This window comes from Arthrobacter sp. TJ-240, assembly GCF_058269195.1.
Genome location: NZ_JBZCNG010000002.1, coordinates 703,449 through 717,010, shown reverse-complemented (window position 1 = coordinate 717,010; position 13,562 = coordinate 703,449). Strand labels below are relative to the sequence as shown.

11 protein-coding genes and 1 tRNA gene are annotated in these 13,562 nt (G+C 70.8%); 4 read left to right on the top strand and 8 right to left on the bottom strand.

Features of this window, described 5'->3' with window-relative positions; genetic code table 11:
• The first annotated feature begins 53 nt into the window (after nt 1-53).
• Entirely contained in the window at nt 54-842 is a 789-nt protein-coding gene (locus AC4D2C_RS08095) for a hypothetical protein (protein ID WP_490913959.1), read from the top strand.
• A gap of 13 nt (nt 843-855) precedes the next feature.
• Here AC4D2C_RS08095 and AC4D2C_RS08090 read toward each other — a convergent pair whose 3' ends face one another.
• Nucleotides 856-1,773: an oxidoreductase gene (locus AC4D2C_RS08090; protein WP_490913957.1), complete on the bottom strand. Its 918-nt coding sequence runs from the start codon at nt 1,771-1,773 to the stop codon at nt 856-858.
• Between the two features lie 123 nt (nt 1,774-1,896).
• On the opposite strand from AC4D2C_RS08090, the gene AC4D2C_RS08085 reads away from it, so the two are divergent.
• Nucleotides 1,897-2,700, top strand: a complete 804-nt coding sequence (locus tag AC4D2C_RS08085; protein WP_490913956.1) for a transglutaminase-like domain-containing protein — start codon at nt 1,897-1,899, stop codon at nt 2,698-2,700.
• A gap of 71 nt (nt 2,701-2,771) precedes the next feature.
• Here the strand turns inward: AC4D2C_RS08085 and AC4D2C_RS08080 are convergent, their stop codons facing one another.
• The 7 genes from AC4D2C_RS08080 to bcp all read right to left on the bottom strand — a co-directional run bounded on the left by AC4D2C_RS08080 (nt 2,772) and on the right by bcp (nt 11,797).
• The gene (locus AC4D2C_RS08080) at nt 2,772-3,278 is read right to left on the bottom strand and encodes a MarR family winged helix-turn-helix transcriptional regulator (RefSeq protein WP_490913954.1); all 507 of its coding nucleotides are present in this window, start codon (nt 3,276-3,278) and stop codon (nt 2,772-2,774) included.
• Nucleotides 3,279-3,398: 120 nt separating this feature from the next.
• Nucleotides 3,399-6,608 (bottom strand): efflux RND transporter permease subunit, encoded by a 3,210-nt coding sequence (locus AC4D2C_RS08075; protein WP_490913953.1) that lies wholly within the window; start codon nt 6,606-6,608, stop codon nt 3,399-3,401.
• A gap of 51 nt (nt 6,609-6,659) precedes the next feature.
• On the bottom strand, nt 6,660-8,153 hold the full coding sequence (locus AC4D2C_RS08070; protein ID WP_490913951.1) for a malate:quinone oxidoreductase: 1,494 nt from the start codon (nt 8,151-8,153) through the stop codon (nt 6,660-6,662).
• Between the two features lie 142 nt (nt 8,154-8,295).
• Nucleotides 8,296-10,020 (bottom strand): ABC transporter substrate-binding protein, encoded by a 1,725-nt coding sequence (locus tag AC4D2C_RS08065; RefSeq protein ID WP_490913949.1) that lies wholly within the window; start codon nt 10,018-10,020, stop codon nt 8,296-8,298.
• Between the two features lie 199 nt (nt 10,021-10,219).
• The gene (locus AC4D2C_RS08060; RefSeq protein WP_490913947.1) at nt 10,220-10,945 is read right to left on the bottom strand and encodes a fasciclin domain-containing protein; all 726 of its coding nucleotides are present in this window, start codon (nt 10,943-10,945) and stop codon (nt 10,220-10,222) included.
• Between the two features lie 207 nt (nt 10,946-11,152).
• Nucleotides 11,153-11,237 (bottom strand) — tRNA-Leu (locus AC4D2C_RS08055).
• Between the two features lie 86 nt (nt 11,238-11,323).
• On the bottom strand, nt 11,324-11,797 hold the full coding sequence (gene bcp, locus AC4D2C_RS08050; protein WP_490913945.1) for a thioredoxin-dependent thiol peroxidase: 474 nt from the start codon (nt 11,795-11,797) through the stop codon (nt 11,324-11,326).
• Nucleotides 11,798-11,977: 180 nt separating this feature from the next.
• Here bcp and AC4D2C_RS08045 point away from each other — a divergent pair, with 180 nt between their 5' ends.
• On the top strand, nt 11,978-12,487 hold the full coding sequence (locus AC4D2C_RS08045) for a MarR family winged helix-turn-helix transcriptional regulator (protein ID WP_490913943.1): 510 nt from the start codon (nt 11,978-11,980) through the stop codon (nt 12,485-12,487).
• A 218-nt stretch (nt 12,488-12,705) separates the two neighbouring features.
• Nucleotides 12,706-13,497, top strand: coding sequence for a sigma-70 family RNA polymerase sigma factor (locus AC4D2C_RS08040; RefSeq protein WP_490913942.1), 792 nt, complete (start codon nt 12,706-12,708; stop codon nt 13,495-13,497).
• Nucleotides 13,498-13,562: the final 65 nt, after the last annotated feature.

The following is a 13,562-nucleotide window of genomic DNA, read 5'->3' as shown; positions in this document are numbered from 1 at the left end:
ATACCGAAGCAACACCTGAGCAGCACCGGAGCGACACCGGAGGGGGAGACGTCATGATGCACACCGGGACCATCGGGCGGGAGGCCCGACCGACACCACGGCTGCGCCGCGCGGCCCTCGGTGCGGTGCTCGCCGGGCTCCTGCTCACGTCGTGCTCCGCGCTGCAGGGCGGCGCCGGCTCGGCCTCGCCGTCCCCCTCGGGGACCGCCTCCAGTGCGGCCCAGCCGACGGCGGCGCCCCTGCGGGAGGCCCGGGAGGGGTGGAAGGTGTTCACGGACCCCGGGCGGCTCGTGAGCTTCGAGCTGCCCGAGGCGTGGCTGGTGCAGCCGCTCGAACCGGCCGCGGGCACCTATGCGCCGGGTTCGCTGCACTACGCGGTCCGCACGCCGGAGGGCGTCACGACCGCCGAGCTGCACACGGGCATCCTGACACCCGAGACCCCCTGCCCGGAGGCGGAGCGCACGCCGTACCACGTCATCGGCAGCGAGCCGCTGGACCTGACGGGAGGAGCCCCGGCGGTCACCGACATGGAACCCCGCTTCGTGGTCCGGCTCATCACGGGTTTCCGCTTCTTCGGCTCCTACGGCATCACCGACCAGGTCGGCGGAGCGGACGGGCTCGCGTGCTCGCTGCCCAATACGGTCCAGGGGAGCGAGGCCCTCGGCCGGTTCAGCTTCGGCGACCTCGAGGTGCTCGTGCCGAAGGTGCCGGCGGAGACGGGGCCCTCGACGGTTTCGTTCGGCACGATCGGTGAGGCGGAGGCCTATTACGCCGCCCCGGAGTTCGCCACGATCCGCGAGATGGTCCTCTCCCTGCGGTTCGGGGCCGGCCCGGCCGGCTAGGCACCGGACCGCATCACGCAGCGGGCTGGAGGGCACCGTAGTCGACGCCGGTCAGCTCGACGCTGCGGTTCCAGAGCCGCACCGCGATGTCCCGGTCGAGTACCCGGGGCACGGGGGCGACGAGGCGGGGTGCGCCGCGGGTCTCGCCGGGACCGGACGGGCCGTAGTAGTCGCCGCCGCGCACCTCCGGTGCGGTCGCCGCGTACAGCGTGGGCAAGGCACCCGCGGCGTCGGACTGGCCCATGAGCCTGAGGAAGCCGCCGAGGGCGTCGAGCACGGGAGCCTGCATGCCTGCGGTCAGGTTGGTGTTGGCCAGCCCGGGGTGGGCCGCGACGGAGGTGAGGTCCCAGCCCGCCGCGCGTGCCCGCCGGTCGAGTTCCACCATGAAGTAGAGGTTCGCGATCTTGCTCTGGCCGTAGGCGCTCCAGCGGCGGTAGCGGCGCTCCGACTGCAGGTCCGCGAAGTCGATGCGTCCCCGCTTGTGGGCGAGGCTCGAGAGGGTGACGACGCGGGGGGAGGCCGCCTCCCGGAGGTTCGGCAGCAGCAGGCCGGTGAGGGCGAAGTGTCCGAGGTGGTTGGTGCCGAACTGCAGTTCGAAACCGTCCGCCGTCGTGGCCTTCGGCGTCGCCATGACGCCGGCGTTGTTGACGAGGAGGTGCACGGGGCCGTCGAGGTCCGCCGCGAACTCGCGCACGGAGGCGAGGTCCGCGAGGTCCAGCACGCGCGTCTCGACGCCCTCACTGCCGGTGAGGGAGCGGACGCGTCCTTCGGCCTCGCGTCCGCGCTGTTCGTCGCGGCATGCAAGGACGACGTCGGCGCCCTTCCGCGCGAGCGCGACGGCGGTCTGCAGCCCCAGCCCGCTGTTGGCGCCGGTGATGACCGCGCGCCTGCCCGTCTGGTCGCCGATCGCATCCGCTGTGAAGTCGCTCATGGTGGTGCCTCTCCTGCGTGGGTGCCTGCCCGGCCCGGGGGTGCCCGTCCGGCGTCGAGGGTGCCGCTTCCGCCCCAGCATAGAGTTGGGGACGAACGAATCGCCTACCGGGAGCAACGAACCATGCAGCGTACTGTCTCCGCCGACCTCGGTGCCACGACGACCGCCGGGACGGAGGTGGTGCTGTCCGTCGCGGTAGCGGCCCCGGAGGGCTACGCATCGGTCGACGAGCAGCTGACCGTGCTGGTGGACGGGGAGCCGGCCGAGGTCCGCACGCGGCAGGACAGGGACGGCAGCCGCCTGCACCTTCTCACCACACCGCGGGCCGCCACGGTCGACGTGCACTACCGGGCCACCGTCACCGGGCAGGCGGACCCCGCACCGCGGGACGACGTCGACCTCGTGCGGTACGTGCGCCCGAGCCGCTACTGCGAGTCCGACCGCATCCTGCCGACCGCCTACACCCTGATGCCCGATGGCCGGGGGATGGACCTCGTGCAGGGCCTGCGGGACTGGGTGGAGGCGGAGCTGTCCTATGTCTCGGGCTCCTCCCGCTTCACCGACGGCGCGGTGGACACGCTCCTCGCCCGCAGGGGTGTGTGCCGCGACTACGCCCACCTCCTGATCGCGCTCCTGCGCGCGCGGGACGTCCCCTCGCGCCTGGCGTCCGTGTACGCGCCGGGGCTCAGCCCGATGGACTTCCACGCCGTCGTGGAGGCATGGGTCGACGGCGCCTGGCACCTGCTGGATGCTACGGGCCTCGCCCCGCGGGCCGCGATGCTGCGCATCGCGACGGGCAGGGACGCCACGGACACGGCGTTCGTCTCGACGGTGGGGGGTGCGCTGCAGCTCACCCGCCTGATGGTGACCGCGACGGTCGACGAACTGCCCGTCGACCGGCCGCACGAACGGCTGTCCCTCCGTTGATCCGGCGCTGATCCGGCGCTGATCCGGCGACACGGGGGGGATGGGGTGAGCTCCGACGGGCCGCGCGGCCCCTACTGACCGAGCCCCGCGTTGATCTTGTCCGTCAGGGCCTTGAGCTGTTCCATCTCGGTCGCGTCCAGCACGGGAGCGAGGACGTCCTGGATGCGGTGCACGTGGGCCGACCCGATCCGTCGCTGAAGGGCCCGTCCCTCGTCCGTCAACGCGAGTTCGACGCCTCGCTGGTCGGCCTCGGCGGGGCGCCTCCGCACGAGGTTCCTCGCCTCGAGGCGGTCCACCATGCGGCTGAGGCTGGGCTGACTGATCAGGAGATGGTGGTTGAGCTCGTTCAGCCGGGTCCAGCCGCCGGGGCAGCGGCTCAGGTTGAAGAGGACGTCGTACTCGCCGATGGGTAGCTCCCGGAACACGGGGTCCTGGCGGATCCGGCGCATGACGCCCACCTGTGCGCGGAAGAGGGATTCCCAGGTCTCGGACGCCTGGCGGACTGAGGCGCCGGCAACGCCCTCGCCGTTCTCGCGGACCGGCTCGGGGTGCCCCGCGGCGGTGCTCGACTGGCCCATGGCTGCTCCCCGGCTTCCCGCCGGGTCCACCGGCTGTTGGATACGTTTGCATCCATCATACGCGCGCCGGATCGCCCGCGGCCGACGTCACCGACGCTGGACAGGCGCCGCCCGGCGGCGTCAGTCGGTGGCGGCAGCCGGGTGCAGCGACGTCCGGGAATGGTCGACGGTGGCGGCGGTGGCGGCGGCAGTCGCGGTCGCGGCCCGGCGCCGGGCGCGCTCCTCACGGCGCCCCTCGACGAGCCGGTACAGGACCGGGACGAGGACGAGCGTCAATGCCGTCGACGAGACGAGCCCGCCGATCACGACGACGGCCAGCGGCTGCGAGATGAAACCCCCTTCGCCCGTGAGGCCGAGGGCCATCGGCGTGAGCGCGAAGATCGTGGCCAGCGCCGTCATGAGGATCGGCCGGAGGCGCTGCCCGGCCCCCTCGCGGATCGCGTCCGCCACGGGCAGGCCCGGCACTCCGTTCCGCGGGAGCCGGTACTGGTTGATGAGGTCGATCAGCACGATCGCATTGGTGACGACGATGCCCACGAGCATCAGCATGCCGATGAGCGAGGGCAGTCCGAGCGGGATCCCCGTGATCAGGAGCAGCGCGATGGCGCCCGTGGCCGCGAAGGGGATGGAGACGAGCAGGATCAGGGGCTGCACGAGGCTCTTGAACGTCGCGACCATGATCACGTACACGATGGCGACGGCCGCCCAGAGCGCCAGGAAAAGCTGGTCGAAGGACTCCGCCTGCTGGCTCGACGCGCCGCCGACGGTCGCGGTCGCGCCCGCGGGCAGGTCGATGCCGGCCAGTCGCTCGTTCACGGCGGTCGTCAGGCTTCCGAGGTCGTCGCCGGAAGGCGTGATGGACACGCGTGCCGTCCGCTCGCCGTTGGAACTCGTGACCGTGAGCGGCACCTGCACCTCCTCGACGGACGCGACGTCGGTGAGGGGGATCGGCCCCCGGGCCGTCGGGATCCGGAGGGTGCGGAGCTGATCGAGGCTCGTGATCGGGGTGCCCTCGCCGATCAGGACCGGGAAGTCGTCCGCGTCGAAGCGCACGGACCCGGCCGGCACGGGGCTGATGCTGCCGCCGAGGAGGCCTGCGATCTGCCCCTCGCTGAGCCCGGCCCTGACGGCCGCCGCACGGTCCACGTCGATCTGCACCTGGGGCTGCGCGGCCGACAGGTTGCTCGTGACCTCCCCTGCGCCCTCGAGGCCCCGCATGCCGTCGAGGACCGCGGCGTTGGCGGCCTCGAGGTCCTCGGGAACGGGGGCGGTGATGTCGACGTCGATGGTGCTCGACGTCCCGAAGCCGCCCTGCTGGCTCGACAACGAGAAGGTCCCTGCGTCCTGCATGCCCTCGAGGTCCTGGCGGACCGACTCCTGGAGCGCCTCCTGGTCCGCCTCCTCGTCGGTGATGACGGTGAAGGTCGCGACCGAGGCCCCGCCGGAGAACTGGGCGGCGAATCCGCCCTCCGCATTGCCCACGGTGAGCTGTACGTCCCGGATCCCCGGGTTCTCGGCGAGGAGGTCCTCGGTACGGCCGGCGGCCTCCGCCGTCGTCGCGAGACTGGACCCGGGCGCCAGCGTCTGCGTCAGCGAGAAACTGTTCTGGCCCGAGCCGCCGAGGAGGTTGGTCGGCAGGAACGGGACCATGGCCGCCGTCGCGCCGAGCACGATGAGCCCGCCGACGAGCGTGACCACGGGGTGCCGCTGCGTGCCGCTCAGGATCGGCAGGTAGCCGCGCTGCAGCAGGGACGGCCGCTCGGGTGTCGGAGCGTCCTCGGTGTCGGACGATGCTGCGGCAGTGTGGCGGGCCGCGCGGCGCGAGGACGTGGTCGCGGGGAGGAACCAGTAGGCCAGCACCGGGATGATGGTCAGCGACACGGCGAGGGACGCCAGGAGCGCGATACCCGTCGTGACGGCGAAGGGACGGAACAGTTCGCCCGCCAGACCGCCGACGAACCCGATCGGCGCGAAGACGGCGACCGTGGTCAGGGTCGAGGCCGTGATGGCGCCTGCGACCTCCCGGACGGCCGTCAGGATGGCCTCGCGCTTCTCCTCCCCGTAGCCGAGGTGCCGCTTGATGTTCTCGATCACGACGATCGAATCGTCCACCACGCGTCCGATGGCGATGGTCAGCGCGCCGAGGGTCAGCAGGTTCAGCGAGTAGCCCGCGGCGTAGAGCCCGATGAACGTGATGAGCAGCGACAGGGGGATGGAGATGGCCGTGACCAGCGTGGAGCGGACCGAGAGCAGGAAGACGAGGATGATGAGGACGGCGAAGCCGAGACCGAGGATGCCCTCGGTGGTGAGGTCGTCGATGCTGCTCTCGATGAAGGGTGCCTGGTCGAACACGACGGTGATGTCGGCGGCGTTGCCGAGCTCGGCCTCGAGCTCGGGCTCGAGGGCGACGATCTGCTGGGAGATCTCCACGGTGTCGCCGTCGGGCACCTTGGTCACGGCGAGGGCGAGGGTCTCCACCCCGTTGGTGCGCGTGATAGAGGTGGCCTCGTCGTCGGCCAGGGTGACGTCGGCGACACCACCGATGGTGACGACCTCGCGCGGAGCGGGCGACGAGGACGAGGACGAGGACGAGGGGAGGACCGGAAGAGCCTCGATGTCCTCCAGCGACCCGATCTGGCTGCCCGCCTGGATGGTCAGCGACCGGGGGTCCTCCTCGAGGGTCCCGACCGGCAGCAGCGCGCCGTTGTCCTCGAGCGTGCTGGTGAGGTCACCGACGGTCAGCCCTGCGGCTTCGAGGGCGCCGGCCCGCGGCAGGATCGCGACGTGCTGCGTGGCTCCACCGGAGACGTCCGCGGTCCGCACGCCGTCGATCTTCTGGAGCCTCGGGACGGTGAGGCGGGCGAGGTCGCCGTTGAGTTCGCTGAGGGACTGGTCCGAGGACACCGCCATGAAGACGATGGGCAGGTCGCTGATGCTGCCCGCGAGGGCCTGCGGCTCCACATCCTCCGGGAGGGTGGGGCGCACCGTGGAGATGGCCCGGTCCACCTGTGCCCTCGCGCGGTCGAGATCGGTCCCGTACACGAACACGAGGCTCACGGTCGAGACGCCCGTGCGTGAGGTGGAGGACGACGACTCGAGGCCCTCGACGCCGCTGAGCGCGGCCTCGAGGGGTTCGCTCACCTGCTGGTCGAGGTACGCCGGGGACGCGCCGGGCACGGTGGACAACACCGTGATCTGGGGGAACTCGAGGGACGGGATGAGTTCCTGCTTGAGGGAACCGAGGGTGATGACCCCGAACACCGACGCGAGGATGGTGATGAGCGCGATGAGCGCACGGTTACCGAGGGAGAGGTGGGCCAGACGGAACAAGGAACCTGCCTTCGCTGCTGGCGGGCGTCCGGTCGTCCGGCACCGCCGTCGTTATTTGAGCTTGAGCACCCGATCGGTGAGCGTCTGCACCTCGCCGGCCAGGGCGGGGGTCTCGTTGAGACGGACCCCGTACCCGGGCAGCATCTCCTTGAGCTTCGGCTCCCAGCCGGTCATGCGGTCGGGGAAGCACCGCTTGAGCAGTTCCACCATGATCGGAGCGGCCGTGGACGCACCGGGGGAGGCGCCGAGCAGGGCGCCGACGGTGCCGTCCGCCGAGGTGATGACCTCGGTGCCGAACTGCAGCACGCCGCCCTTCTTGGGGGCCTTCTTGATGACCTGTACACGCTGGCCCGCCGAGATCAGTTCCCAGCTGCCGCCGTCGGCGGAGGGGAGGAAATCGGTGAGCGCCTCATTCTTGGCGTCGCGGTTCTTCAGCACCTCGGTGACGAGGTACTTGGTCAGGGACATGTTGTCCTTGGCGACCGCCAGCATCGGCACGAGGTTCGAGGTGCGGATGGAGGTGGGGAGGTCCAGGTAGGAGCCGCGCTTGAGGAACTTGGTGGAGAACCCGGCGTACGGGCCGAAGAGGAGCGAGCGCTCGCCCTTGACGAAGCGCGTGTCGAGGTGCGGCACGGACATGGGCGGTGCGCCCACCGACGCCTGGCCGTAGACCTTGGCGTTGTGCTGGCCGACGACGTCGGGATCGGTGCAGCGGAGGAACTGGCCCGAGACGGGGAAGCCGGCGAAGCCCTTGCCCTCCGGGATGCCGCTGCGCTGCAGCAGGTGCAGGGCTCCGCCTCCGGCACCGATGAAGACGAACTTCGTGGTGACGGTGCTGGTCTGGCCGGTTGCCCTGTTCCTGACCTTGACGTCCCAGCGGCCATCGGTGGCGCGGGCGACGTCGAGCACGTCGAAGCCGTAGTGGAGGTCGACCCCCGTGCCCTCCAGGTACTCGGTGAGCTGGCGCGTCAGGGCGCCGAAGTCGACGTCGGTGCCGCCCTCGACCCTGGACGCGGCGACGGGCTGCGAGGGGTTGCGGCCCTTCATCACGAGCGGGGTCCAGCCGGCGATCGTGTCGTGGTCCTCGCTGTGCTGCATCGTCTGGAACAGCGGCTGCGCGCTGAGCGCCTCGTAGCGCCGGCGCAGGTACCCGGCGTTCGCCTGCCCCCAGACGAAGCTCATGTGCGGCACGGGGTTGATGAAGGTGCGGGGATCGCCGATGTGACCCTCGGACACCATGTGCGACCAGAACTGCCGCGACACCTGGAACTGCTCGTTGATCGCGACGGCCTTGGCCGGGTCCACGGAGCCGTCCTTGCCCGCGGGGGAGTAGTTCAGTTCGCACAGGGCGGAGTGGCCGGTGCCGGCGTTGTTCCAGGGGTCGGAACTCTCGAGTCCGGCGACGTCGAGCCGCTCGAAGAGGGAGATGTCCCACTCGGGCTGGAGCTGCCGGAGGAACGCGCCGAGCGTTGCGCTCATGATCCCACCGCCGATCAGCACGACGTCGGTGGTCCTGGCGGGGGCGCCCAGATTACTAGTGGTCAACGTTGTCTCCAGTCACGAGGTCGTAGCAGGGAAATCCTAGCCGCTGACAGTGACACTCCCTAAATCCGCAGGGGTCGGGGGAGCGGGAAGCGCCACGCCTTCGGCCGCCCGTCCGTCCAACGGGTCCGCCCGGCCCGGCCACTCAGTCCGAGGGCTCGGGCAGGGGCTCGGCGTCCGCGAGGTCGATCCGGTTGAAGACCTCCCGCATCACCGGGCTGACGGGGTAGGACGTCACGCGGGCGCTCATGGCCAGGGCCGAGATGGGGAAGGCCAGGGGCACGGCGGGGATCCGGCCTGCGATCTGGGAGCTGATGCTCGCGTAGGCCTCCGACCGGTCCTCGCCGTCCGGCAGTCCGCGGGCCCGGTTGATCTTGCTGAACAGCTGCGGGTCGTCGTAGCCGAATTCGTCGGTGCGGTTGCCGAAGAGCGCGCCGACGAAGTTGTCGGGGTCCTCGTAGCTCCCGCTCCAGCCGAGGAGGTGGAAGGCCCGGTCGCCGGGCGCCTGCACCGTCTCCACGTAGCCGTCGCTCCACTCGACGGGCATGGGCTTGATGTTGAAGCCCGCCTCCGTCAGCTGGCGGCTGAGTTCGGCGTACGCCTTCTCTGGGGAGGGCAGGTAGGCCCGCGAGACGTTCCGGGGGTAGTAGAAGGGGAGCTCACGCCCGTCGTACCCGGACTCCTCCAGCAGCTCCTTGGCGCGGTCCAGGTCGTGCCCGTAGTTCTGCACGGAGTCGTTGCTCACGCCGAGCTTCTCGGGGATGAACTGTCGCGCCGGCTTGGTCCCGTTGAGGAAGCGGCCGTCGATGAGGGCGTCCTTGTCCACGGCGTGCGCCACCGCCCGGCGGAAGAGGGCGTCGTCGACCCCCGGGAACGCCTGGTTCATGCCGAGGTACAGCACGGAGTACGGGTCGCGCTGGAGGAACTGGAGTCCGTTGCGGGCCAGGTCGACGGCGCTGTCCACGCTGACGAAGTCGTAGCCGTCGATCCGCCCCGACGTGAGGGCGCGTGCCCGGGAGTCGGGGTTCGGAATGGTGGTGAAGGCCACCTTCCGGACCTCGCCGCGTTCCCCCCAGTACTCGCCGAAGGCGTCGAGGTCGACCGCGCCGGGCAGCCAGGAGACCAGGCGGAAGGGCCCGGTGCCCACCGGGGCCAGGCCGTACCGGGAGATGGCCGTCCCGTCCCGGTTCTCGCCGAGCTCGTCCGCCGCCCCCGCCTGGAGCGCTGCGGGGGAGGACATCGCGAACGCCGGGGCGGCGAGGGCCGGGATGAGGTCGGTGATCCTCCCCTGCAGCCGCAGATCCACCGTGTACCGGGACGTCGCGGTGCAGCCCTCGTAGAGGCTGACGTCCGGCCGGTCCGAGAACGCCTTGAACACGTTCTCGAACGGCAGGCGGGAGGTGCCGGCGCGGGTCGCGGCGGGCAGGTCGTACCAGCGGTCGAAGTTGGCGCACACGGCCTCGGCGTCGAAGGGCCGGCCGTCGTGGAAGACGACGTCCTTCCGGAGCGTGAACTCGTACGCCCGGCCGTCGTCCTGTTCCTCCCACGCCTCGGCCAGGAGCGGCGTCGGTTCGGACGTCAGTGGGTCGACGCCCACGAGGCCCTCGAGGATCTGCTGCGACACGCGGTAGGACTCCGTGTCGTTGGCGAGCGCCGGATCGAGGGTGCGGGGGTCGGCCGCCGTGCCGAACGTGAACGTCGACGCGTCCTCGGCAGGGGCCGTCGTCGCGGTCGCGGAGGGCTGGGGAGGGGAGACCTCGCCCGCCGTGCAGGAGACCAGGGAGACCGCCGCCGCGAGGCCGGCCGCCAGGGGCAGAGCGCCGCGGCGGACGCGTCCGTGGCGGATGCGACGCGGGGCAGGGGTCTTCACAGTCAGGGTCTCCGAAGGGCGGTGGATCCCGGTCCCACACGGTCCGGGTTTCTGAGCCTCAAGTCTAGGCGATGGTGCTGCCCGCCCGGCCCGGGACCCGGAGCGGGCCGGAGACACGAACGGACCCCCTCACGAGGTGAGGGGGTCCGTCCGTTGCCCTGAGCACGTCAGAGGTGTGCGTCAGGGACGTGTTCGGTCCTTAGCCTGCGGGAGGCGTGAGGACACCGTCGACCAGGTAGACGACGGCGTTGGCGGTCTGGACGCCGCCGCAGATGACGTTGGCGTCGTTGACCTTGAGCGCATCGCCGGAGCCGGTGACCTCGAGGGTGGCGCCCTGAGCGGTGGTCTGGGTGGTGCCCTCGAGTTCGGCCGGCTGGATCTTGCCGGGCACGACGTGGTAGGTGAGGATGCTCGAGAGCATCGCCGAGTCGGTCTTCAGGGTCTCGACCGTTGCGGGGTCCAGGGCCTTGAAGGCGTCGTCGACCGGCGCGAAGACCGTGAAGTCACCGCTGTTGAGGGTGTCCACCAGGTCGACGTCGGGGTTCAGTCCGCCCGTCACGGCAGCGGTCAGCTGCGTGAGGATGGGGTTGTTCGACGCAGCCGTGGTCACCGGATCGAGGGCCATGCCCTCGACCGAACCGGCACCGGAGGGCACCGTCTCGGCGTAGCCGGCGCAGCCGGGACCGACGAGGTTTGCTGCCGGGTCCATGGCCGCGTCGGCCGAGGCGGACGGGCTCATGCTGGCCTCCGGCGTCGCGGACTCGCTGGCCATGCTGCTCTCGCCGGCCATGCTGCTCTCGCTGGCGGAGCTGCTCGCCGGGGACTCGGACGCTGCCTCGTCGCCGCCGCCGCAGGCCGCCAGGCTCATCATCGAGATTGCTGCGATGCCGAGGATCGAGAGGTTCCTGCGCTTGGTGATTTCCATGAGATGTCCTCCGTACGGGGCACCCTGGAAGGGCGCCTGTGGTCTGTGGTTTTCGGTGAAACACATCGTGTCGATGTCTCGGAGGTACTTCGGATGCCCCGGAGGGACGGATGGGTGCGATCTTGGCGGGAAGCCTGCCCGGGCACGCAAGAGCCCCGCCGGGTCGGGCGCCCGGCGGGGCTCCTGGGATGGTGCTGCTACTACCGATGGTGCGCAAGAGGGGACTTGAACCCCTACGTCCGAAGACACTGGAACCTAAATCCAGCGCGTCTGCCAATTCCGCCACTCGCGCGCGGCGGCCCGAGGGCCGTTTCGTCTCCTCCACTGTATCGCCGATGGAGGGCTGGATCGCTGCCCTCCATCGGCGGTCGCGGGCGCCTAGCCGTCGATGCCGAGATCCCGCCGCAGCTTCGCGACATGACCGGTCGCCCGGACGTTGTACTGCGCGAGCGCGACCCTGCCCTCGCCGTCGACCACGACCGTCGACCGGATGAGGCCCTCGTAGGTCTTGCCGTAGTTCTTCTTCTCGCCCCAGGCGCCGTACGCCTCCGCGACGGCGTGGTCCTCGTCCGACAGCAGGGGGAAGGTCAGCGACTCCTGCTCGGAGAACGCGGCCAGCTTCCCCACCGGGTCCGGGGAGATGCCGAGTACCCGGTATCCGGCCGCACCCAGCGAGGCCAGGTTGTCCCGGAAGTCGCACGCCTCGGTGGTGCACCCGGGCGTGGCCGCCGCCGGATAGAAGTACACGACGACGTCCCCGCCCCTGAACGAGGAGAGCGTCACCTGGTTGCCATCGGCATCCGAAAGCGTGAAGTCGGGGGCACGATCACCGGTGGCGAGTCGTTGCGTCATGCATACTCCTGAGGTTCGACGGGGTGGCGTGCCGACGGACGGCAGGAGGGGCGGACCAGCCTCCTGCAAGGACCGTCGGCGCCGACCCGGTTAATACGGGTAGCCGGCCTAGCTATCATAGGGTGAGATCCGGCGCCGAAGATGGCACCGGATCTGCGAGCGAGAGGAAGTGCACCGTCCATGCCCGATCTGGAGCAATGGCCCACGGGCCGCCTGCTGACCACGGCGGCGCGTCTCGTCGAGCATGCCTGGAACGAGCGGCTCGTCGGTATCGGCGTGACGCACGCGGGCGTGATCGCCCTCGGGGTCCTCTCGGACCAGGGGGCCATGACGCAGGCGAGTCTCGCCCAGATCGTCAGGGTGCAGGCGCAGACCATGGGCAAGACACTCTCACGCCTCGAGGCCCGGGGGCACGTGACGCGCGTGCGGAACGACCTCGACAGGCGCTCGCACACCGTCTCCATCTCCCCCGCGGGACGCCAGGTCCTCGACGCGGCGGCGGACATCGAGCGCACCCTCGTGGCCGGCGGCGGGCTCGTGTCGGAAGAGCTGCGCAACCACCTGCAGAGGGTCATCCGGGAACTCGGTGCGCCCCGCTTGAACTGGACCGCGGGAGGTGCCGGCGCCCAGGGGAGCGTGGCACTCGAGGGCCCGGGCGCCGGGGGCCCGGCAGCGACCCTGCTGACCTGACCCCTCCGAGCCGGAGCTGTTCTCCGAGCCCCTTGCCGTCCGGCAAGGGGCTCTTTCCGTTCCTGTCCGCCACCGGTACCGAGGCGTTCTTGTACCTGTCCCGTCCGGGGATGGGAAGACCCCCGCGAAAGCGACCGGGCGGAAAAAAGGGCTTGCGTACTAAGCAGACTGATGTTTTGTTGAGAGGCGTGAGTGTCCAACGCCTGACGGAGAACAGCATGCCCACTACCGCCGCCCCGCAGCCCGCGACCGACGGCGACGAGCCGGGCCATGCGTACCCCGGGCGTCCGCTCAAGGCGGCACTGCAGGACGACATCGCCCTGCGGCACATGGACATCGCCGAATCGGTCGCACGCTCCTTCGCGTCCTCGGGGCCGGAGGCCTCGGACATCCGGCAGGTCGCGTACCTCGGGCTCATCAAGGCCGTCCAGCGCTTCAACCCCGGACGGGGGGTTCCGTTCGCCTCCTTCGCCGTGCCGACCATCACCGGCGAGATCAAGCGCTACCTCAGGGACTCCTGCTGGGTGGTCCGCCCTCCCCGCGACGTCCAGGACCTCCGCACCGAGATCGCCCGGGCGGCTCCGGCCATGGCGCAGCGCCTCGGGCGCGATGCGACCGCGCGCGAGCTGGGACTGGAGCTCGGCTGGCCGGAGAGCAAGATCCTCGAGGCGCAGGCCTCCTCCTCGAGCCTGCGCCCGGACTCGCTCGACGCCCCTTTCGAGGGACGCAGCTGGGCCGACACGCTCGCGACCGACTCGAACGGCATGGAGCGCAGCGACGACATGATCTCCCTGCGCGGCGCGGTCAACGAACTCGACGCCGGCGAGAAGGAACTCCTCTACCGCCGCTACTTCATGGAGCAGACCCAGCAGGGCATCGGCGATGAGCTCGGGATGTCGCAGATGCAGGTCTCGAGGACCCTCGCGCGCATCCTGGTCAAACTGCAGAAGCGGCTCCTCGGCGCGCCCGCCGGGCCGGAGCGGCGCGCCCCGCGTACCGGCATCGCCTGAGCCCTCGCCTCGGAGCGCGAGCGCCGTCCGGCGTCGCGCTCCGGCCGGAACCAGGAGATCCCGGC

What these genes read in the sequence shown, in the direction of transcription:
- AC4D2C_RS08095 (WP_490913959.1), top strand. Translation starts at nt 54, where the DNA reads ATGATGCACACCGGGACCATCGGGCGGGAGGCCCGACCGACACCACGG.
- AC4D2C_RS08090 (WP_490913957.1), bottom strand. Translation starts at nt 1,773, where the DNA reads ATGAGCGACTTCACAGCGGATGCGATCGGCGACCAGACGGGCAGGCGC.
- AC4D2C_RS08085 (WP_490913956.1), top strand. Translation starts at nt 1,897, where the DNA reads ATGCAGCGTACTGTCTCCGCCGACCTCGGTGCCACGACGACCGCCGGG.
- AC4D2C_RS08080 (WP_490913954.1), bottom strand. Translation starts at nt 3,278, where the DNA reads ATGGGCCAGTCGAGCACCGCCGCGGGGCACCCCGAGCCGGTCCGCGAG.
- AC4D2C_RS08060 (WP_490913947.1), bottom strand. Translation starts at nt 10,945, where the DNA reads ATGGAAATCACCAAGCGCAGGAACCTCTCGATCCTCGGCATCGCAGCA.
- bcp (WP_490913945.1), bottom strand. Translation starts at nt 11,797, where the DNA reads ATGACGCAACGACTCGCCACCGGTGATCGTGCCCCCGACTTCACGCTT.
- AC4D2C_RS08045 (WP_490913943.1), top strand. Translation starts at nt 11,978, where the DNA reads ATGCCCGATCTGGAGCAATGGCCCACGGGCCGCCTGCTGACCACGGCG.
- AC4D2C_RS08040 (WP_490913942.1), top strand. Translation starts at nt 12,706, where the DNA reads ATGCCCACTACCGCCGCCCCGCAGCCCGCGACCGACGGCGACGAGCCG.